Here is a 20,263-nt window from a genome sequence, read left to right as displayed (position 1 = left end):
TCAAAAGGATTGCCTGACCGATGTCCGTTTTGCATAAAAAAAGCGCCCGCTTGCGTGACGAAGAGCGCGCCCGTCTGATTTGGCTCTTGAGCACCGATAAAGCGGTGACCTCCGCGCTGCTGGGCAAACTGACGCTGGCCGAACGTTACGATGAAGGGACGCTGGCCGATGACCTGGCTGAAGTGGAAATGCTGGTCTCGCATCTGCCGCCGCCGGATCTCGCCGATGCGCTGGAAGCGCTCCCCTATGACGCCCGCACCGCGCTGTGGTGCCTGGTGCCCGACGATAAACGCGGCGAAGTGCTGCTGGAAGCTTCAGAAAACGTCTGGGGCGACCTCATCGATAAGATGAGCGACCACGAGCTGCTGCAGGCGATGCAGCCGCTGGATATCGATGAACAGGTTTACCTGCTGCAGCATCTGCCGCGCAATCTTACCGGACGGTTGCTGGCGACCCTGCCGGCTGAGAAGCGCGCCCGTATTCGCCAGATTATGCGCTACGCCGACAACAGCGTCGGGTCGATCATGGAGTTTGAGGTCATTACGGTGCGGCCGGAGGCCACCCTGGCGGCGGTCCAGCGCTATCTGCGGCGTCTCGGGAAAATGCCGGAGAACACCGATAAACTGTTCGTCACCACCCGCAATAAGCTGCTGCTCGGCGAGCTGGAGCTGCAGACCATTCTGCTCAACGATGCGCAGAAGCGGGTGGGGGAGGTGATGGAGGGCGATCCGGTCACCTTTCAGCCGCATGAAGAAGCGGAGAAGGTGGCGCGCACCTTCGAACGTGATGACTTGCTCAGCGCCGCCGTTATCGATGCCGATGGCAAACTGATCGGCCGTCTGACCATCGATGAGATCGTCGATGTGGTCTATGAAGAGACCGACAACGATCTGCGGCGGATGGGCGGCCTGAGCGATGAAGAAGATGTCTTCGCCCCGGTCAGCAAAGCGGTGAAAACGCGCTGGGCGTGGCTGGCGGTGAACCTGTGTACGGCGTTTATCGCTTCCAGGGTCATCGACGGCTTCGAACATACCATTTCACAGCTGGTGGCGCTGGCCTCGCTGATGCCGATCGTCGCCGGGATCGGCGGCAATACCGGCAACCAGACGATCACCATGATCGTTCGGGCGATGGCGCTGCAGCAGATCCAGCTTGGCAGCTTTACCTTTCTGATCCTGCGTGAAATGGGCGTTGCGCTGATTAATGGCCTGGTGTGGGGCGGGATCATGGGGGCCATCACCTGGTGGCTGTATGACGATCCGCAGCTTGGTGGGGTGATGACGCTGGCCATGATGCTCAACCTGCTGATGGCGGCGATGATGGGCGTGATAATCCCGATGCTCATGGTGAAGCTGGGGCGTGACCCGGCGGTCGGCTCCAGCGTAATGATCACCGCTATCACCGACACCGGCGGCTTCTTTATTTTTCTGGGTCTGGCGACGCTGTTTCTGATGTAGCCTGCGCTTTTGCCCGCAGGCGGCGGGGGATGATCGCCATCGCGACAATCCCCGCCAGCACGCCAATCGCCAGATTGCTGGTTCCCACCGTCGCGGCGACGGTCACCAGCATCACCAGCGTTTCCGGCCACGGATTGCGCGCCAGCTCGCCCGGGAGAATGCTGTGCCAGCTAAAGGTCTTCACCGCCACGATCACCATCACCCCGGCCAGGACCGCCATCGGGATCTTCGCCATCACCTGGCTGAGCGCTGTCACCAGCAGGAGCAGCACCAGGCCGGCGATAACCGTTGAGAGACGGCTGCGGGCCCGGCCCATTTCCACGTTAACGATAGTCTGGCCGATCATCGCGCAGCCGGCGATACCGCCATAACAGCCGGCGAGGATGTTGGCGATCCCCAGCCCGGCGCTCTCCCGCGATTTATTCGACGGCGTATGGGTCAGGTCATCCACCAGCTTAGCCGTCAGCAGAGACTCCATGAGGCCGACAAAGGCGATGCTGAGGGCGTACGGCCAGATTATCTGCAGGGTGGTCAGGTTCAGGGGAACGGTCAGGGCGGTGAACCCCGGCAGGCCGCCGCTCATTGACCCTTCATCACCCACGGTCGGCAGCAGCTGGCCGGTGGTCGCGGTATAGAGAGTGAGCGCGACGATGGCGATCAGCGGCGCCGGGATAGTCTTAATAAAGCGCGGCGCCCACAGAACGATAAGCAGCGTCAGGACGAACAGGCCGACGATCAGCGGCTGGCGGCTCCAGAAGTGCGGCACCTGGGCGAAGAAAATCAGGATCCCGAGGGCGTTGACGAACCCGGTCATCACCGCCGGGGGAATAAAGCGCATCAGGCGCGCCATGCCGCACAGACCAAACAATATTTGAATCATACCCGCCAGAATGACGGCTGGCAGAATGTAACCCACGCCGTGCTGATGCACCATCGGGCCAATGACCAGCGCCACTGATCCCGCGGCGGCGGTGACCATCGCCGGGCGTCCGCCGAGTAGCGACATCGCCAGACAGAGCACGACGGAAGCAATCAGGCTCACCTGCGGGTCAACGCCGGCAATAACCGAAAACGAAATCACTTCAGGAATTAACGCCAGGGCGGTGAGCACGCCGGCCAGGACTTCGCGCGTCAGCAGCGACGGAGAACGAAGGATTGGACGCAGGTTGCCGGAAGCGGCGGGGTCTGAAACTGGGGGCATAAAAAAAGTTCGCAGATTATAAAAAAAGGAGGAGCGGTGTCAGGCCCTGCTTCCGTGCGGTCTGTCACAAAACCAGGGATGATAGCGCGGAATCTGCCAGGGCACCAGTACAAAAAGTGATTTGGTGTATACATTTATTAAACATTTTTATAACGGATCTCAAAACAGAACTTAAAATTTAAACAATATTTAAATTTTTGAGCTTCGGTGGTAACGTGAGGGGTGACAATCGTATCACCTGCGCTAAATAAAACAGCGAGTAAAGTAAGGCTCAAATCCGATGAATAAAAAGATGGCCGTACCACGCTCACAGGCGGTTGGTCCCAACAGCACTCGGACCAACACCCGCCATGAGCAAGAGACGGATGTATTGTTGATTGGCGGCGGCATTATGAGCGCCACACTGGGAACCTGGCTGCAGGAGCTTGAGCCAGACTGGTCTATTACCATGGTTGAGCAGATGTCCAGCGTGGCGGAAGAGAGCTCAAACGGGTGGAACAATGCGGGTACCGGCCACGCGGCGCTGATGGAGCTGAACTATACGCCGCAGACCGCCAACGGCATCAATATCGACAAAGCGGTCGACATCAACGAAGCCTTCCACATCTCGCGTCAGTTCTGGGCGCATCAGGTGACGCGCGGCGTCCTGAACAAACCAAAATCATTCATTAACAGCGTGCCGCACATGAGCTTTGTGTGGGGCGAAGATAACGTCAACTTCCTGCGCGCGCGCTATGCGGCGCTGCAGCAGAGCGAACTGTTCCGCGGCATTCGTTATTCTGAAGACCATCAGCAGATCAAAGCCTGGGCGCCGCTGGTGATGGAAGGCCGCGACCCGCTGCAAAAGGTGGCCGCCACCCGTACGGAAATGGGAACCGACGTCAACTATGGCGAAATCACCCGCCAGCTGATCGCCAGCCTGCAAAAGCATGATAATTTCTCCCTGCAGCTGGGCACCGTGGTGCGTCGCTTCAAGCGCAACGCCGATAAGAGCTGGACGGTGACCCTCGCGGATGCCGACAACCGTCGTCAGAAGCGGGTTATTAAAGCCAAATTTATCTTTATCGGCGCCGGCGGCGCGGCGCTGACCCTGCTGCAGGAAACCGGCATTCCGCAGGCCAAAGAGTATGCCGGCTTCCCGGTCGGCGGCCAGTTCCTGGTCTGCGAAAATCCGGAGGTAGTAAACCACCATCTGGCGAAGGTTTACGGCCAGGCCGAAGTGGGCGCGCCGCCGATGTCAGTGCCGCACATCGATACCCGTATTATCGACGGTAAACGCGTGGTGCTGTTCGGGCCGTTCGCGACCTTCTCGACCCGCTTCCTGAAGAACGGTTCGCTGTGGGATCTGCTGGCCTCGACCAATACCTCGAATATCCTGCCGATGCTCAACGTCGGCCTGGACAACTTCGATCTGGTGAAATACCTGATTAGCCAGGTGATGCAGAAAGATAAAGATCGTCTGGCCGCGCTGTGCGAATACTATCCGGAAGCGCGGAAAGAGGACTGGCGGTTGTGGCAGGCCGGTCAGCGCGTGCAGATCATCAAGCGCGATGCGAAGAAGGGCGGGGTACTGCGCCTGGGCACCGAAGTGGTCAGCGATGACGAAGGCACCGTCGCGGCGCTGCTCGGCGCATCGCCAGGCGCCTCCACCGCGGCGCCTATCATGCTGCAGCTGATGGAAAAAGTGTTTAAAGACAAAGTGAATTCGCCCGAATGGCAGGCCAGGCTGAAGGCGATCATCCCGACCTACGGTATTCGCCTTGATGGCAACCCGGCGGAGATTGAGAAAGCGCTGGCGTGGACCAGTGAAGTGCTGGAGCTGAAATATGAGCCGGCCGCGGCGGCGGATGAAGCTCCGCAGGCGGAGCTGAAGCCGCTGAGCGGCGGCAAGCCGATGGCGGACATCGCGCTCTGACAAAAACGGCAGCCTGCGGGCTGCCGTTGTTTTATTACTGATTTAATTGCGCGCCTTAGCGGATCTCGGCGTTGCCGATAGTCTCGTCGGCGCGCCAGATGCGATATTTTACATCGACATTAGTCGGCGTGTAGATGACGATCGGCAGCTTGCTGTTGTAGCGCAGCATAGCGTCATCGCCGAGGCCGGCAGTAACAAATTTCTTCGTTTTCTTGCCGTCCGGGCAGGCCATCATGGTGGATACCGGGCCGCTCAGCTTATCAAAGACATAGTAGTCATAACCCCAGCCTTCCAGGGTTTTGCTTTCCAGCTGCCCGCCAAAACGATGGTGGTTGCAGTCGACTTCCAGCGTCTGGCCGATCATCAGCTCAACCTTCAACGCCGACTCATCCTGCTGCTGCGGCAGCTGAATAACCTGACGCTTCATGCCTTTTTCCGCTTTCGGGAACGGCGCGACTTTTTCCAGCGGCTGGTCTGCGGCCAGGGCGCCGGCAGACATGCAGGCGGCGGTGAGCAGAGAAACGGCTAGCGTAGTGATTTTTTTCACGGTTGATCATCCTTTATTTTCGTTCCTGACAGGGATAGCCTATCATCACTTAGCTGAATGTTAAGATTTATTTACCATTTTTTGCAAAGTGAACAGTGTTATCTACTGGCAAAAAGGCAGCATTCAGAGCGCAACAGAGGCGCTGGCGGGCCGCCAGACGCCTGCCGGAGAAGCTATTCAGTACGGCTATTTTTCGCCTCCTCAATAAACTCTTCATCGATTTCATCGGTGTTGCCAGCATGTTCCCGTCCCGACAGCAAATTCCAGCAGGCGATAAACAAGGCGGCGATCAGTGGCCCGATCACGAATCCATTGATACCGTAGATCTCCATGCCGCCTAAAGTGGCGATCAGGATCAGGTAGTCCGGCATCTTGGTATCCTTGCCCACCAGCAGCGGACGCAGAATATTGTCCACCAGACCAATCACAACGACAAAGAAGCCCACGATAAAGGCGCCCTGCCACAACTGGCCGGTAGCAAAAAGGTAAATAGCCGCCGGCACCCAGATAATAGCCGAGCCCACCGCCGGGATAAGCGACAGGAACGCCATCAGCGCCCCCCAGAGAATGCTGCCGTCCAGACCGGCGATCCAGAAGGCTAAGCCGCCCAGCGCCCCCTGCGCCAGCGCCACGGCGACGGTGCCTTTTACCGTGGCGCGGGCCACTGCGGCGAACTTAGCGAACAGGTGCTGCTTCACATAGCTGGATAACGGCAGAGATTCGAGGATCAACAGCACCAGGTAAGGTCCATCCTTCAGCAGGAAAAACAGTAGGTACAGCATGATGCCGAAGCTGACGGTAAAGCCAAAGGTCCCTTTGCCAATCAGAAACGCGCTGCCGGCCAGATACTGGCCACCTTTCAGGGCGACATCGGAGAGCTGCTGCTGGATCTGCTGCGCGCTATCAAGGTTATGTTCGGCGAGGAAGCTTCTGGCCCAGCCGGGGAGGTGGGCGATCAGGCTGGCGACCACCGTCGGGAACTGGGTATCGTTATGCTGCAGTTTGCTGTACACCACGTTCAGCTCGTAGGCCAGTGACGACAGGATAATCGCCAGCGGCGTAAACACGATAAGGCAGATAATGACGATGGTCATCAGCGCCGCGAGGCCATTACGCTCGCCGAGGCGGGTGCGAATTTTGTTTTTGACCGGATTAAAAATCACCGCGAGGATCGCGGCCCAGAGAATGGCGGAATAGTAGGGTGAGAGAACATCAAAAAAGGCCAGGGTTACAATGAAGACGATAAGGATGAAAAATCCTTTGGTAAGTCCATTAACTCTCATGTCATCCGCTCCTGCTTATGAGTCATACGGTCGAATAATAGATGCTACGACGTAATTTACCATCAGGATAGTCGTACTCTATACGCTGTGGCGCGGAAAGGGCACAATTTCAACGAGGTGGGGGACGGGTGTAAAAGAGAGACATAAAAAAACCAGCCTTAAAAGGCTGGTTTCTCTGGGATTTTTGGTCGGCACGAGAGGATTTGAACCTCCGACCCCCGACACCCCATGACGGTGCGCTACCAGGCTGCGCTACGTGCCGACGCGTGGGGAACAATATTACCCGTTCCCCAGGCGAATGCAAGCGGGTCGCGCGCGATTGATTCATAATTAATCAATCAGTTAGCGATAAAGCGTTTTTCGTCGGTCAGGACCTGCAGCAACAGGCTGAGCTGCGGTTTCTGATCTTTGATTTTCTCGCCGTCGCGGCTCCAGGTGGTGTAGGTGCCGTTATGGTTGAGGACCACGGTGATGGTCGGGGTGGTAATGGCCAGCGTATCGCCGTTGGCCGCGGTGACCCAGTTCCGACGCCGCGCGGCGCTGAACAGATCTTCACCCTGCGAATACTCATTGGCCGGCGTCGAAACGTGAAGCAGGCGCTGCATCAGCGTGGTCATCACATCTTTGTTATCGGTCAGGGTGGCAATTTCCTGGGCCGGCGTGCCCGGCCAGTGAATAACCAGCGGCACCTGCAGCTGCTCGCGCGACCAGTCGAATGAGTCGTGTTTGACGTTAAGCGGCTTGCCGTGGCCGCCGGTGATAATCACCACCGTATTATCGAGCTTGCCGGCTTCGCGCAGCGCGGTCAGCACCCGATCGATCTGGGCATCAACGTCGCCTGCCGCCTTGCTATAACGGCGGACAAAGTTCTGCTGCTGCGTGTCGTCGAGAGTGGTGCCATTCAGCGAGATCCACGAGAACCAGCGATTCTCATCCTGCGCGTAACGGTCCAGCCAACTGATCCACTGATTGGCGGTCTGTTCGTCGCTCTGGGTCTTCGCGCTCGGCAGCGAGAAGTCGGAGAGCAGCGCCTGGCGATACAGCGGGCTGCTAAACCCATCGGAAGAGAACAGCCCCAGCTGGTAGCCCTGCTGGTTGAGGGCGGTGATCAGCGCTGCGGGAATACGCGCCGAGAGGACACCGTCCATATAGGCTGGCGAAATGCCGTAGAACAGGCCAAACAGGCCGCTGTCGGCGGTATTGCCCGAGCTCATATGCTGGGTAAAGTTGACGTTTTCTTTGGCAAATGCCGCCAGCGCCGGCATCGTCTTTTCAAACCGCGAGTAGTTCAGGTTGTCGACGGTGATCAGCAACACGTTATAGCCCGCGCCGAGGTCGCGGTAGCGCAGGTTACTGAGCGGATACTGGACCGATACCGCCTCCGGCGCCCCTTGTTCCACCAGGCGACGCTGATAATCCTGGGCGTCGAGCAGGCCATGTTTCTCAAGGAAACGACGGGCGGTCATCGGATAGGAAAGCGGTAGATTCGCTCGCTGCATGGTGATCGGGCGATAGAAATTGGCATCCGCCCAGATATAGACCAGGTGGCTGCTGACGAACGACAGAAAGAAGAACCAGGCGACCGGACGGGCGTAATGGCGGCGACGCGTCAGGCTGCGCAGCTTTTGCCAGCTCCAGGTGGCGAAGAGCATTTCAATCAAAAAGATGACCGGAACGCTGATAAACATCAGCTGCCAGTCGCGCGCCATCTCATTCTGGTCAGGGTTGATGACCAGCTCCCAGACCACCGGATTTAAATGAAGATGGAAGCGGGTAAAGACCTCGCTGTCTATCAGCAACAGCGTCATCCCGGCGGTGGCAAGGATCACCGACAGGAAGCGCATTAGGCGCTGCGAGACCACGATAAAGGTCAACGGAAAGAGGATCAGCACATAGCTGGTAAACACCAGGAAGCTGAAGTGCCCGACGAGACTGACGTACGAAAAGAGTCGTCCGGCAAGCGTCGTCGGCCAGTCGGCGACAAAAAGGTAGCGGCTGCCGAGCACCATGGCCAACAACATGTTGAACAGGGCGAACCAGTGCCCCCAGCTAACCATCTGGGAGACTTTTTCTCGGTAGGGCTGACGTAGAGTCACCATATACTGTTGCTGTTATCCTTAATGCGCTGGATCGTCGTTAATCGAAGATTGCAAAGCCTGCGCGAAAGAACGGGCGATGGCCTGACGCTGCGCCGGCGCGACGCTACTGTTGATCAGGTTGGTCACCATATTGCCTAACACCATCAGTGAAAGGTCAACCGGGGCTTTGTGTGATTCCAGGACGTTCGTCAGCTCGCTGAGCAACTGTTCGACCTGTTGATCGCTATAGCGGGAAATTTGCGGCATAAACTCAAAATCTGTTTGTTCGTGAAAGGGCAACATATTACCGTAGCAGCAGCTTTTTTTCCGCATTTTTTCGCCGCGGCGCAAAAGCGCACCGATCGTCAGTCATGACGTCGAAATGTGTGGCGCCAGTTGCGTCGGCTACCCGGCGGTGGTTGAATACCGCCCGGTCTAAAAGGAGAGTTTAACATGAGTCTGGATATCGACCAGATTGCCCTGCATCAGTTAATCAAACGTGATGAACAAAATCTGGAGCTGGTGCTGCGCGAGTCACTGCTGGAGCCGAACGCGACGGTCGTCGAGATGATGGCTGAACTGCACCGGGTTTATAGCGCCAAAAGCAAAGCCTATGGGCTGTTCAATGAAGAGAGCGAACTGGCGCAGGCGCTGCGCCTGCAGCGTCAGGGCGAAGAGGAGTTTCTGGCGTTCAGCCGCGCGGCGACCGGCCGCCTACGCGATGAGCTGGCGAAATACCCGTTCGCCGAAGGGGGCATTGTCCTCTTCTGCCAGTATCGTTACCTGGCGGTCGAGTATCTGCTGGTGGCGGTGCTCAATAACCTGAGCAGTATGCGCGTCAACGAAGAGCTGGATATCCGCTCGACCCATTATCTGGATATTAACCATGCCGATATCGTCGCGCGCATCGATCTGACCGAGTGGGAAACCAACCCGGAGTCGACCCGCTACTTAACCTTCCTGAAAGGGCGGGTGGGGCGCAAAGTGGCCGATTTCTTTATGGATTTCCTCGGCGCCAGCGAAGGCCTCAACGCCAAAGCGCAGAACCGCGGCCTGCTGCAGGCGGTAGACGACTTCGCCGCCGACGCACAGCTTGATAAATCCGAGCGACAGAATGTGCGTCAGCAGGTCTATGCGTACTGCAACGAACAGCTGCAGGCCGGGGAAGAGATTGAGCTGGAATCGCTGTCCAAAGAGCTGGCCGGCGTCAGCGAAAAGAGCTTCCAGGAATTCACCGCCGAACAGGGTTACGAACTGGAAGAGAGCTTCCCGGCGGATCGCAGCACCTTACGTCAGCTGACCAAGTTTGCCGGCAGCGGCGGCGGTTTAACCATTAACTTCGACGCGATGCTGCTGGGCGAACGCGTATTCTGGGATCCCGCCACCGATACTCTGACCATTAAGGGCACCCCGCCGAACCTGCGCGACCAGCTGCAGCGCCGGACCTCCGGCGGCAACTAAGCGCCGCGCCCCGTCAGCGCGACCGCTGAACGGGGACGATCTCCACGCCGCGCTGCACCAGCTGCTGGCGCAGCGCGGCGTCGGGATCCCCATCGACGATAAGCGTACTGGCGAGGTTCAGCTCGCCGATGGCAAAGGCCGACGCGGCGTTGAGCTTTTCCCGGGAGGCCATCACCACGGTTTCCGCGGCCCTGGCCGCCAGCGCGCGCTTGATGCCTGCCTCTTCATAATCACCGGTGGTAAAACCCGCTCGCGGGTGGACGCCGGTCACCCCCATAAAGAACACATCGGCGTTGATCCGCGCCATTCCTTCCAGCGTTTCGGGGCCGACGGCGACAACTGAATGCTTAAACACTTTGCCGCCAAGCAGGATCACCTCGATTCGCGGGTGATCGACCAGCGCCACGGCGATGCCGGGGCTGTGGGTGACCACCGTGCAGCTGAGGTCGGCGGGTAAGAAGCCGATCATCGCCGCGGTGGTGGTGCCGCCATCGACAATCACCACCTGTCCAGGCTGGATCCGGGCGGCGGCGGCGCGCGCTACCGCCTGCTTGGAGGCGATTTGCACGCTTTTGCGTGTTTCAATAGGGGCGATGGCAGCGGAGACCGGCAGCGCCCCGCCGTGGACCCGCTGCAGTTTTCCTTCCGCCGCCAGCTCGCGCAGGTCGCGGCGAATGGAGTCCTCTGAGACGTTAAACCGCTGGCTTAGCTCCCCGGACATCACCTGTTTTTCCTCCGCAAGAATCTGCAGGATTTGCTGTTTTCGTTGACTGGCGAGCATGAGTTTTCCTTCACGAGTGATCTTGTTTGTGCACGATTATGCATGTTATGGTGCCTGCTGTCATCTTAAAGGGGATATAACATGCAAACTCATGCACCGCACGTCCGCCACATTCGCGAGACGCTGCTCTCTGATAACTGGTACACGCTGAAAAAATATACCTTTGAACTGCAGCGCCGGGACGGACGCTGGCAGGAGCAGAGCCGCGAGGCCTACGATCGCGGCAACGGCGCGGTCATTTTACTCTACAACCGGGAAAAGCGGACGGTGGTCCTGACTCGTCAGTTCCGTTTTCCGGTGTTTACTCACGGTCACGACGGATATCTCATTGAAGCGGCGGCCGGGCTGTTGGATAACGCCTCGCCGGAGACGAGGATCGTTGCCGAAGCGGAAGAGGAGACCGGCTTTCGGGTGACGCGCATCGAGCCCGTCTTCACCGTCTTTATGAGCCCCGGATCTGTCACCGAAAAACTCTACTTTTTTATCGCCGAATATCAGGCCGATGACCGGCAGGGAGAGGGCGGCGGGCTGGCGGCGGAAGGTGAGGACATTGAAGTGCTGGAGTGGCCGCTGGCGCGGGCGCTGCAGGCCATTCGCGATGGCGAGATCATGGATGCCAAAACCATTATCCTGCTGCAGCACCTGGCGCTGAATGCCGACACGATCCTCGCCGGCTGAGCGGCAAGGAGCGGGGGGGTTAACGCAGCTCGCGGGCAATGGCGCTGTACATCAGCGCCGCTTCCAGCGGCTGGGCGTTAAAGGAGGGTTCCGCCTGCGGCCAGGTCGACCACTGGACGATCACCAGGTGTTCCGCGCGGTTCACCATGATCACCTGGCCGTAGATACCCAGCGCCCACAGCGAGTCCTTCAGCCCTTCCTGCGGCGTCGGCTGGACGTTTTGCGCATTCGCCGGAATGGCGTTATTCCACCACTGATAGCCGTAGATACCTTCCGGATGCGCCGCCGAGACCGAGTTCAGCGCTGTGGTCCAGCTTGCGGCCTGATCGAACCAGCCCGCAGGCACCAGCTGTTTGCCGTTGCTTAACCGACCATCGCGGGCGACGAATTCGCCGAAGCGGCCCCAGTCTTCGAGGGTGGCGTTAAAGCCGTGGGCGCCGACATCGTGCTTCCCTTGCTGATAAGCATGCCATACGCCGTCGTGGGCCATCCCGACGGGCTGCCACAGCGACTGCTCAAGCCAGGCGGCCAGCGACATGCCGGTGGCGCGCTCCAGGATATCGCCCAACAGCCAGGCGCCGCCGGAAGAGTAGGACCACTGCTCCCCCGCCGGATGCTGGCGCGCCAGGCCGGTGACGATCTTGCGCACGCAGGCATAGGCGCCGGGCTGCGCCTCGCACTGGGTCAGGCGGGCGAAGTGCGACTGCGGGTCGGTGTAGTCTTCATTCCATTCCACACCACTGGTGTGCTGAATTAACTGCTTCAGCGTCACGCCGTCCCAGGCGGTGCCTTTCAGTTCGGGCTCATAAACGGTAATCAGATCATCGAGGGAGTGGATCTTACCCTGCTGAATGGCGATACCCACCAGCGTCGAGACCACCGATTTTCCCACCGAGCGTGAGGTCCACAGGGTGGTATCGGTGTTGCCGTCGCCAAGATATTTCCAGGCGACTTTGCCGTCTTTCAGCACCAGCATACCGCTGACGTTCTCGCGCTTCAGGTAATCCTGCAGGGTCCAGGTATGGCCGTTAAGGGTATAGCGGGCATCGGTCAATTGTTTTTCAGCGCGTTCCAGCGGCACTGAGGCGCCGTGGCGGAAGACATCCCCGGCATAGTTGCGATAGTCATTGCGAAAGCCAATCACGCGTGAAGTCTGATCCCAGCTGAGCATGTCTTTGGCCGCGGGTAGCGTTTGATCGTAAGGCGTTGGGCAGACATCCAGCGTCAGGCCGCCGCAGTTTTGCGCCATTGCCGCCGCCGGCAGCGCCGCCAGGATTAACGCCAGGGCCAGTGGTTTTCTTATCATCTTCCTTTCCTCGTTTGCCATAGATTCGCTGCGCAGTATATAAATCGGCGCGCGCCGGCTAAAATCAGCACAGGGGGGATTTTCCCCCGTAAGGGAGAGAAGGATGAAAACCCTGCAATATTCTTTCGCGCAGATTGAAGCATTCGCCACCATCGCCGAGACCGGCAGCCTGTCGCGGGCGGCCATTCGGTTAGGTAAAGACCGAACCACGCTGCGCGATCTGCTGGACTATCTGGAAGACGCGCTGGGTTACCATCTGTTCAGCCGGGAAGGGCGTACCCTGACCTTAACCGACGAAGGCGAGCAGCTTTTTCGTCAGGCGCATCTGCTGTTGCGCCAGGCGCAGGCTTTCGAGTCTTTTGCGCAAACGCTGCCGCAAACCACCGGACAGGCGCTGCGTCTGGTGTACGATCCCTTTATCCCACGTGATTTTCTCTGCGCGCTGGCCGATACGCTGGCCCGGCGGCAGATCCGCCTGAGCTGCTGGAGCGCCTCGCGGCGCGAAGCCGAGCAGGCGCTGAGCGATGGCGTGGCGGATATGGCGCTGTGCCAGGCTAACAACCGCACGCTGGGGAGCGAAATGGAGTGGCGGGCGCTCGGCACCGTGGATCTGCGTTTCTACGCGGCGGACAGCCTGTTCCACGACGCTCCGCGGCCGCTGACGCTATTGAATCTTTCGTTGACGCCGCAGTTAGTGATGCACCGGCGCAGTGACGATCAGATTGCCCGCCGGCTGCAGATCTCCGGCCATACGCTGTATATGAACGAAATTACTCTGCTGCGCCATGCGCTGGAGCAGGGGAGGGGCTGGGGGTTTTTACCGGACCATTTGCGGCCAGGCGAGTGGCAGGGAGTCAGTGAAATCGCGACGGAGGTCGGCAGTCAGGGGCTGAACGTCACCATGGTGATGCTCTGGCTGCCCGGAATGAATAAGCACCGGATGCTGAGCGACATCGTGGACAAGGCGCCGGAGCTTTGGCGGCGCGGATAACAAAACGCCCCGGAGCCGAAGACCCCGGGGCGCTTGCCATACAACTTGCTATCGGCGATTACGCGCGAACGAAGTCGATGTGAGTCAGTTTCGGCTTGAACGCGTGGCGCTGAACAGCCTGAACTTTGACTTTTTCTTCTTTGCCATCAACCACGACGGTCAGAACTTCGCCGTAAAACTCAGCTTTGTCCTGCATGTTCCAAACTTTGTCGTGGTCCAGTTCGATAGCAACCGGAGCAGCTTCGCCACCGTAGATGATTGCCGGGAACTTGTTAGCTGCGCGCAGGCGGCGGCTCGCACCCTTACCCTGCTCTTTACGTACTTCTGCGTTGATAGTAAACATTGATGTCTCTCTATATATAAAGCCTGCTACAGGCGACCCAGCAACAGGCGGATTATCTGCTTTGCGAATGCAAAAGCGGGCGGCATTATAGCCGCCAAACGACACCCGGGCAATCAAAACCTCAGCTTTCGGGTGATTAACGCAGCTCGTTGGCGCGGCGAAAACGCCCCTGATAATCGAACACTTTTTCCCGCACCTGCCAGTACTGGCCTTTCATGCGGGCGACGACAAAGTCCGGATGGCGCAGCAGCGCCTGCTGGGCCACGATATCCGCCGGCGTTATCCAGCGCAGCGGCACCCCCGGCGTGCGGGTATGCGGGCGAATAAACAACTGCTCAAAGGCGGTACGCTGGGCGGGCGTCTGCAGACGGAAGCGCTCACTGACGTCGGCGCCGTCTTCATCGTAGTAGGTGATTTTCAGCCACGGGCCTTTCTCGTCGCCGCCGTGCTGCAGGGCCATGCCGCTGCAGCGTAGCACCAGCGCGTCCTTCAGCTTCAGCGCCGCCTTCAGCATATCGTCCGGGTCAACCAGAATGGTGTCGCACTCCCGGCAGCGGCGGGCGGCGATATCGTTTTCCGCGTTGCACTGCGGACAGTTTTTGAAGCGAAAGCGGAAGTCGCACTGTTCGCGGTGGCCGTCGTTATCTTCGAACCACCCCTGGCAGCGGCGGCCAAAGTGTTCAATCAAGGTGCCGTCGGCGGTGGTTTTGCCCCAGAAGGTATTGGCGAAGCCGCAGGCCGGGCAGAAGACCTGCACCGGCACGTTGTCGCTTTTACCCTTCGGCGTTCCCACTTCCGGGGCGTACAGGTCGTGCGGGTTGCCGGCGTAGTCGAGGATCAGGCAGTCGGTTTTTCCCGGCGCCAGGCGCAGGCCGCGGCCAACGATCTGTTGGTAAAGACTCACCGACTCGGTGGGGCGGAGGATGGCGATCAGGTCGACGTGCGGGGCGTCGAAGCCGGTGGTCAGCACCGCGACGTTCACCAGATAGCGATACTCCTGCGCTTTAAACGCCTCGATGATGCGATCCCGTTCCGGACCCGGGGTTTCCCCGGTGATCAGCGCCGCCTGGCCTGCCGGTAGCAGGCCGGTCACTTCCCGGGCGTGCTCCACGGTGGCGGCGAAGATCATCACCCCTTTGCGGCTTTCGGCGAACTCCACGATCTGGCTGACGATATGTGGGGTGATACGCTGCTGTTTTTTCAGCTCATGGTTAAGATCGGCTTCGCTGAACAGGCCGTTGCTTTGCGCCTGCAGGCGACTGAAATCGTACTGCACCACCGGCATATCGAGGCGCTCCGGCGGCGTCAGGTATCCGTGCTTAATCATATAGCGCAGCGGTAGCTCATAGATGCAGTCGCGGAACAGGGCCTTTTCATCGCCGCGCACCATCCCGTGGTAGTGGAACTGATAGATCCAGCCCTTGCCAAGGCGGAACGGAGTGGCCGTCAGGCCGAGCAGCCGGATCTGCGGATTAACCTGCCGCAGGTGGCCGATGATCTGCTGATACTGGCTGTCGTCATCATCGCTGATGCGGTGGCATTCATCGACGATGAGTAGCGAAAATTCGCTGCGAAACTGGTCGAGATTGCGCGCCACCGACTGTACGCTGCCGAACACCACTTTGCCGTGGCTCTCTTTTCGCTGCAGACCGGCGGCAAAGATATCCGCCTCAAGGCCAAGGGCGCAGTATTTGGCATGATTCTGCGCCACCAGCTCTTTGACGTGGGCCAGCACCAGCACGCGGCCGCGGGCCAGGCGGGCAAGCTCGGCGATCACCAGGCTTTTGCCCGCGCCGGTGGGCAGGACAATCGCCGCCGGCTCGGTATGGCGACGGAACCAGGCGAGGGTGGCATCGACGGCTTCTTGTTGGTAAGGACGTAATGTAAAAGTCATGAATTCACGGGGCTAATTAACTCGCGAATAGTATGCCATGAATCTTTTCCCTTGAGTGGTGTTAAGAGCCCGTTATACTAGCCAGTGAAATTCTTCTTTTTCGGGCGATTTGCCCGCTCCAGCACTTTGACAGGCTAAAAAAATCTCATGCGACTTGATAAGTTTATCGCTCAGCAGCTTGGCGTCAGCCGGGCTATTGCCGGGCGTGAAATCCGCGGCAGCCGCGTTACCGTGGACGGCGACATTGTAAAAGATGCTTCCTTTAAGCTTCAGCCGGAGCACGAGGTGGAGTATGACGGGAACACGCTGACCCAGCAGAACGGCCCGCGCTATTTTATGCTCAACAAGCCGCAAGGGTACGTCTGTTCCACCGACGATCCCGATCATCCGACTATCCTTTATTTCCTCGACGAGCCGGTGGCGCATAAGCTGCACGCCGCCGGACGGCTGGATATCGACACCACCGGACTGGTGCTGATGACCGATGACGGCCAGTGGTCGCACCGCATTACCTCGCCACGCCACCATTGTGAAAAAACCTATCTGGTGGCGCTGGAAAGCCCGCTGGCGGAAGGGACCGCGGAGCTGTTCGCCAAAGGGGTCCAGCTGCATAACGAAAAAGATCTCACCAAACCGGCGGTGCTGGAAATTATCACTCCGACCGAAGTGCGCCTCACCATCAGCGAAGGCCGCTACCATCAGGTGAAACGCATGTTCGCCGCCGTGGGTAACCACGTGGTTGGCCTGCATCGGGAACGCATCGGCGACATCCAGCTGGATGAATCGCTGGCGCCGGGTGAATATCGTCCGCTGACGGAAGCGGAAATCGCCAGCGTGGGCGCCCCGCAGCCACGGAGTAAAACGTGACGCTGAAGCAGAATTCTTCACTGGGGATTGTGTTTATCCTTGGCCTGCTGGCCATGCTGATGCCGCTGTCGATCGATATGTACCTCCCGGCCCTGCCGGTGATCGCTGCCCAGTACCACGTGCCGGACGGCAGCGCGCAGATGACCCTCAGCACCTATATCCTCGGCTTTGCGTTGGGTCAGCTGCTGTACGGTCCGATGGCTGACAGCCTCGGCCGCAAGCCGGTGATCCTCGGCGGAACGCTGGTCTTCGCGGCGGCCGCGGTGGCCTGCGCCCTGTCGCAGACCATCGAGATGCTGATCGCCATGCGCTTCTTCCACGGTCTGGCGGCCGCGGCGGCCAGCGTGGTGATTAACGCCCTGATGCGCGACATCTATCCGAAAGATGAGTTTTCGCGGATGATGTCGTTTGTCATGCTGGTGACGACCATTGCGCCGCTGGTGGCGCCGATGGTCGGCGGGGCGGTGCTGGTCTGGTTCAGCTGGCATGCCATTTTCTGGATCCTTGCCCTGGTGGCCCTGCTGGCCTCGCTGATGATCGGCCTGTTTATCCGCGAAACGCTACCGGCTGAAAGGCGTCAGCCGTTCCACCTGCGCACCACGCTGGGTAACTTTGCCACCCTGTTCCGCCATAAGCGGGTCCTGGGCTATATGCTGGCGAGCGGCTTTAGCTTCGCGGGCATGTTCTCTTTCCTAAGCGCCGGGCCTTTCGTCTATATCAATATTAACCACGTTGCGCCTCAGCACTTTGGCTACTATTTTGCGCTGAACATTGTCTTTTTGTTCCTGATGACCATGTTCAACAGCCGGTTTGTGCGGCGGGTAGGGGCGTTGCGCATGTTCCGCGCCGGGCTGTGGATCCAGTTTGCCATGGCGGTGTGGATGGTGGTTTGCGCGCTGCTCGACGTCGGTTTCTGGTCGCTGGTGATCGGCGTGGCGGCCTTCGTTGGCTGCGTATCGATGGTGTCGTCTAACGCTATGGCGGTGATCCTCGATGAGTTTCCGCATATGGCGGGCACCGCTTCGTCGCTGGCGGGGACTTTCCGCTTTGGTATCGGGGCGATTATCGGCGCGCTGCTGTCGATGGCGACCTTTACCACCGCCTGGCCGATGCTGATCTCTATCGCCTTCTGCGCCACCAGCTCTATTTTCTTCTCGCTTTACGCTTCCCGCCGGCGAAAAATCGCACGCTAGGTCACATTTTCAGGGGCGAAATCGCCCCTTTCTTGATGCATGTCAACCGTAATGGGCTTCAGGGTTCTGTGATTTGTTTCCTTTATGTAAAATCAATTAGTGTAAAAAGTCGCATTGTTGCGATAAAAAAGTTGTTTTGGATCACAGAAACGGGTACATATAGCGCCAATCGGCTTGCCGGGTTAAAAAATAACACGCTGGAATATAAGCGCTTAACCCTGGTCCGACGCGGCTGTAAACGTTTTCTGCGTCTGAGTAGGACTATTTGTCAACAGTGTGTTAATATTGATGTAAATTTATTGTGAAGCCTTTTGCTTCCGGGGAAACCACGTGAATACACAACAACTCTCTATCGTACACCGTCTGCCGCAGAGCTATCGCTGGCTGGCCGGTTTTGCGGGTTCCAGAGTTGAACCGATTCCGCAAAACGGCGCGCAGAACGAAAACAGTCTCGTCGCCCTGAAACTGCTGAGTCCGGACGGTGAAAAAGCCTGGCCGGTGATGCATAAGCTCAGCCAGGCGTTAAGCGACATCGAAGTCGACTGTTCCGTTCTTGAGTGCGAAGGCGAACCCTGCCTGTTCGTTAATCTGCAGGATGAGTTTGCCGCCACCTGTCGTCTGAAAAATTTTGGCGTGGCGATCGCCGAGCCCTTCTCCGGCAATAACCCTTTCTGACCGTCAGCTTAGCGCCAGCAGCTGGCGGGTATACTCATGCCGGGGCGCGCTGAAGACGGACTGGCACTCGCCCTGTTCAACCACCATTCCCTGCCGCAGCACCATCACCTGGTGACACAGCGCGCGCACCACGCCTAAATCATGGCTGATAAAAATATAGGCCAGCTGATGCTTCAGCTGTAATGCTTTCAACAGATTCAGGATCTGCGCCTGAACGGTTTTATCCAGCGAGGAAGTCGGCTCGTCGAGGACGATCAGTTGCGGCTTGACGATTAACGCTCTGGCGATGGCGATACGCTGGCGCTGGCCGCCGGAGAATGCCGCCGGGTAGCGCTGGCGGCTGGCCGGATCGAGCCCGACCTCCTGCATGGCAAGGATCACCGCCTGTTCGCGTTCGACTGCCGTCAGCGTCGGCTGGTGGACGCGCAATCCTTCTTCAATAATCTGCTGCGCCGTCAGGCGCGGATTGAGCGACGAGTTCGGATCCTGAAAAACCACCTGCATTTGTCGGCGCAGCGGCAGCAGCTGTCGACGGTTACGCCCCTGAATCGGCTGACCGGTAAAGGTTATCCTGCCCTCGGATGAGATCAGGCGCAGCAGCGCCAGACCGGTGGTGCTTTTCCCCGATCCCGATTCGCCCACCAGCCCCAGCGTCTCGCCGGCGCGTAGCTGAAAACTGAGGCTGTTGACCACCCGATGGCGATCGACAACCCGGCGCAGGATCCCTTTGCGAACAGGAAATGCCACGTTTAAATCGTCCACCTGCAGCAGCACCGGGGCATCGACGGCCAACGGCACCGGCTCACCGTCCGGTTCGCTATCCAGCAGGCGTTGGGTGTAGGGATGAGCCGGCGCGCTGAACAGCGCCCGACAGTGATTGTGCTCCACGCAGCGGCCGTTCTGCATTACCGCCACCCGGTCAGCCAGCTGGCGGACGATGCTCAGGTTATGGGTAATAAACAGCATCCCCATGTTCAGCTCCCGCTTCAGCTCGCGCAGCAGCTGCAGAATTTGCGCCTGCACTGACACATCGAGGGCGGTGGTCGGCTCGTCGGCGATCAGCAGCTCAGGGCGCGTCAGCAGCGCCATGGCGATCATCACCCGCTGGCGCTCGCCGCCGGAGAGCTGGTGCGGATAGTCCGCCAGCCGCCGCGGCGCCTGACGGATCCCGACGCGCTCCAGGCAGTCGAGGATCTCCCCGCGCGCCGCCTCTTTGCGCATTCCCCGGTGTAACGACAGCACCTCGTAGAGCTGTTTTTCCAGGGTGTGCAGGGGATTGAGCGACACCATCGGCTCCTGAAAGATCATCGCGATCCGGTTGCCGCGCACGCCGCGCAGGGTCGCCTCATCAGCATGCAGCAGCGACTGGCCATGAAAACGGATATCGCCGCTGGGGTAGCTTGCCGGCGGGGTAGGGAGCAGCCGCAGCACCGACAGGGCGGAGATGCTCTTACCGGAGCCGGATTCTCCCACCAGGGCCAGCGTTTCGCCGACCGCCACTTCGAGCGACAGATTATGCACGACGGTCTGCGTCTCGCCCTGCTGGCGAAAGGCGATAGAGAGATTGTCGATAGCTAACAGCGGGTGGGTCAT

Annotated in this window: 18 protein-coding genes and 1 tRNA gene; 8 read left to right on the top strand and 11 right to left on the bottom strand. The window is 59.1% G+C overall.

Annotation, left to right across the window (positions count from 1 at the left end; genetic code table 11):
- Positions 1-20 precede the first annotated feature (20 nt).
- Positions 21-1,457, top strand: a complete 1,437-nt coding sequence (gene mgtE, locus GT756_RS17605) for a magnesium transporter (protein ID WP_160124967.1) — start codon at positions 21-23, stop codon at positions 1,455-1,457.
- Here mgtE and GT756_RS17600 read toward each other — a convergent pair.
- Positions 1,420-2,658: a SulP family inorganic anion transporter gene (locus GT756_RS17600; RefSeq protein WP_254067477.1), complete on the bottom strand. Its 1,239-nt coding sequence runs from the start codon at positions 2,656-2,658 to the stop codon at positions 1,420-1,422. The two genes, mgtE and GT756_RS17600, sit on opposite strands and share 38 nt — an antisense overlap.
- Positions 2,659-2,938: 280 nt before the next feature.
- Here GT756_RS17600 and mqo point away from each other — a divergent pair, with 280 nt between their 5' ends.
- On the top strand, positions 2,939-4,573 hold the full coding sequence (mqo, locus tag GT756_RS17595; protein WP_017899305.1) for a malate dehydrogenase (quinone): 1,635 nt from the start codon (positions 2,939-2,941) through the stop codon (positions 4,571-4,573).
- A 55-nt stretch (positions 4,574-4,628) separates the two neighbouring features.
- Here mqo and eco read toward each other — a convergent pair whose 3' ends face one another.
- The 5 genes from eco to GT756_RS17570 form a co-directional block, all read right to left on the bottom strand.
- Positions 4,629-5,120 (bottom strand): serine protease inhibitor ecotin, encoded by a 492-nt coding sequence (gene eco / locus GT756_RS17590; RefSeq protein WP_004201671.1) that lies wholly within the window; start codon positions 5,118-5,120, stop codon positions 4,629-4,631.
- A 173-nt stretch (positions 5,121-5,293) separates the two neighbouring features.
- Positions 5,294-6,403, bottom strand: coding sequence for an AI-2E family transporter (locus GT756_RS17585; RefSeq protein ID WP_004201670.1), 1,110 nt, complete (start codon positions 6,401-6,403; stop codon positions 5,294-5,296).
- Between the two features lie 185 nt (positions 6,404-6,588).
- Positions 6,589-6,665 (bottom strand) — tRNA-Pro (locus GT756_RS17580).
- A 76-nt stretch (positions 6,666-6,741) separates the two neighbouring features.
- Entirely contained in the window at positions 6,742-8,502 is a 1,761-nt protein-coding gene (gene yejM / locus GT756_RS17575; RefSeq protein WP_004201669.1) for an LPS biosynthesis-modulating metalloenzyme YejM, read from the bottom strand.
- A gap of 18 nt (positions 8,503-8,520) precedes the next feature.
- Complete coding sequence (locus GT756_RS17570; protein ID WP_004195346.1) at positions 8,521-8,748, bottom strand: YejL family protein; 228 nt, start codon at positions 8,746-8,748, stop codon at positions 8,521-8,523.
- Positions 8,749-8,934: 186 nt separating this feature from the next.
- Between GT756_RS17570 and yejK the strand changes: the two genes are divergently transcribed.
- Positions 8,935-9,942 (top strand): nucleoid-associated protein YejK, encoded by a 1,008-nt coding sequence (gene yejK / locus GT756_RS17565; RefSeq protein ID WP_004144267.1) that lies wholly within the window; start codon positions 8,935-8,937, stop codon positions 9,940-9,942.
- Positions 9,943-9,955: 13 nt separating this feature from the next.
- On the opposite strand, the gene GT756_RS17560 is transcribed toward yejK, so the two are convergent.
- Entirely contained in the window at positions 9,956-10,723 is a 768-nt protein-coding gene (locus tag GT756_RS17560) for a DeoR/GlpR family DNA-binding transcription regulator (RefSeq protein ID WP_160124966.1), read from the bottom strand.
- Between the two features lie 81 nt (positions 10,724-10,804).
- Between GT756_RS17560 and GT756_RS17555 the strand changes: the two genes are divergently transcribed.
- Entirely contained in the window at positions 10,805-11,401 is a 597-nt protein-coding gene (locus tag GT756_RS17555) for an NUDIX domain-containing protein (RefSeq protein WP_043520291.1), read from the top strand.
- 19 nt (positions 11,402-11,420) lie between these two features.
- On the opposite strand, the gene GT756_RS17550 is transcribed toward GT756_RS17555, so the two are convergent.
- The gene (locus GT756_RS17550; RefSeq protein WP_094311371.1) at positions 11,421-12,707 is read right to left on the bottom strand and encodes a serine hydrolase; all 1,287 of its coding nucleotides are present in this window, start codon (positions 12,705-12,707) and stop codon (positions 11,421-11,423) included.
- A gap of 103 nt (positions 12,708-12,810) precedes the next feature.
- On the opposite strand from GT756_RS17550, the gene GT756_RS17545 reads away from it, so the two are divergent.
- The gene (locus GT756_RS17545) at positions 12,811-13,698 is read left to right on the top strand and encodes a LysR family transcriptional regulator (RefSeq protein ID WP_017899310.1); all 888 of its coding nucleotides are present in this window, start codon (positions 12,811-12,813) and stop codon (positions 13,696-13,698) included.
- 58 nt (positions 13,699-13,756) lie between these two features.
- Here GT756_RS17545 and rplY read toward each other — a convergent pair whose 3' ends face one another.
- Positions 13,757-14,041 (bottom strand): 50S ribosomal protein L25, encoded by a 285-nt coding sequence (gene rplY / locus GT756_RS17540; protein WP_004201664.1) that lies wholly within the window; start codon positions 14,039-14,041, stop codon positions 13,757-13,759.
- A gap of 136 nt (positions 14,042-14,177) precedes the next feature.
- Complete coding sequence (locus tag GT756_RS17535) at positions 14,178-15,935, bottom strand: DEAD/DEAH box helicase (protein WP_017899311.1); 1,758 nt, start codon at positions 15,933-15,935, stop codon at positions 14,178-14,180.
- Positions 15,936-16,082: 147 nt separating this feature from the next.
- Here GT756_RS17535 and rsuA point away from each other — a divergent pair, with 147 nt between their 5' ends.
- From rsuA to GT756_RS17520, 3 genes are all read left to right on the top strand, one after another.
- The gene (gene rsuA / locus GT756_RS17530) at positions 16,083-16,802 is read left to right on the top strand and encodes a 16S rRNA pseudouridine(516) synthase RsuA (RefSeq protein WP_004201662.1); all 720 of its coding nucleotides are present in this window, start codon (positions 16,083-16,085) and stop codon (positions 16,800-16,802) included.
- Positions 16,799-17,995, top strand: a complete 1,197-nt coding sequence (locus GT756_RS17525) for a Bcr/CflA family multidrug efflux MFS transporter (protein ID WP_160124965.1) — start codon at positions 16,799-16,801, stop codon at positions 17,993-17,995. The genes rsuA and GT756_RS17525 overlap by 4 nt, the downstream gene beginning before the upstream one ends.
- A gap of 330 nt (positions 17,996-18,325) precedes the next feature.
- Complete coding sequence (locus GT756_RS17520) at positions 18,326-18,670, top strand: YejG family protein (protein WP_002912974.1); 345 nt, start codon at positions 18,326-18,328, stop codon at positions 18,668-18,670.
- A gap of 3 nt (positions 18,671-18,673) precedes the next feature.
- Here GT756_RS17520 and yejF read toward each other — a convergent pair whose 3' ends face one another.
- On the bottom strand, positions 18,674-20,263 hold the full coding sequence (gene yejF / locus GT756_RS17515; RefSeq protein ID WP_160124964.1) for a microcin C ABC transporter ATP-binding protein YejF: 1,590 nt from the start codon (positions 20,261-20,263) through the stop codon (positions 18,674-18,676).

The organism is Klebsiella sp. Q2 (assembly GCF_009900705.1).
GTDB lineage: Bacteria > Pseudomonadota > Gammaproteobacteria > Enterobacterales > Enterobacteriaceae > Klebsiella > Klebsiella quasipneumoniae.
This window is presented reverse-complemented; position numbering and strand designations above follow the sequence as displayed.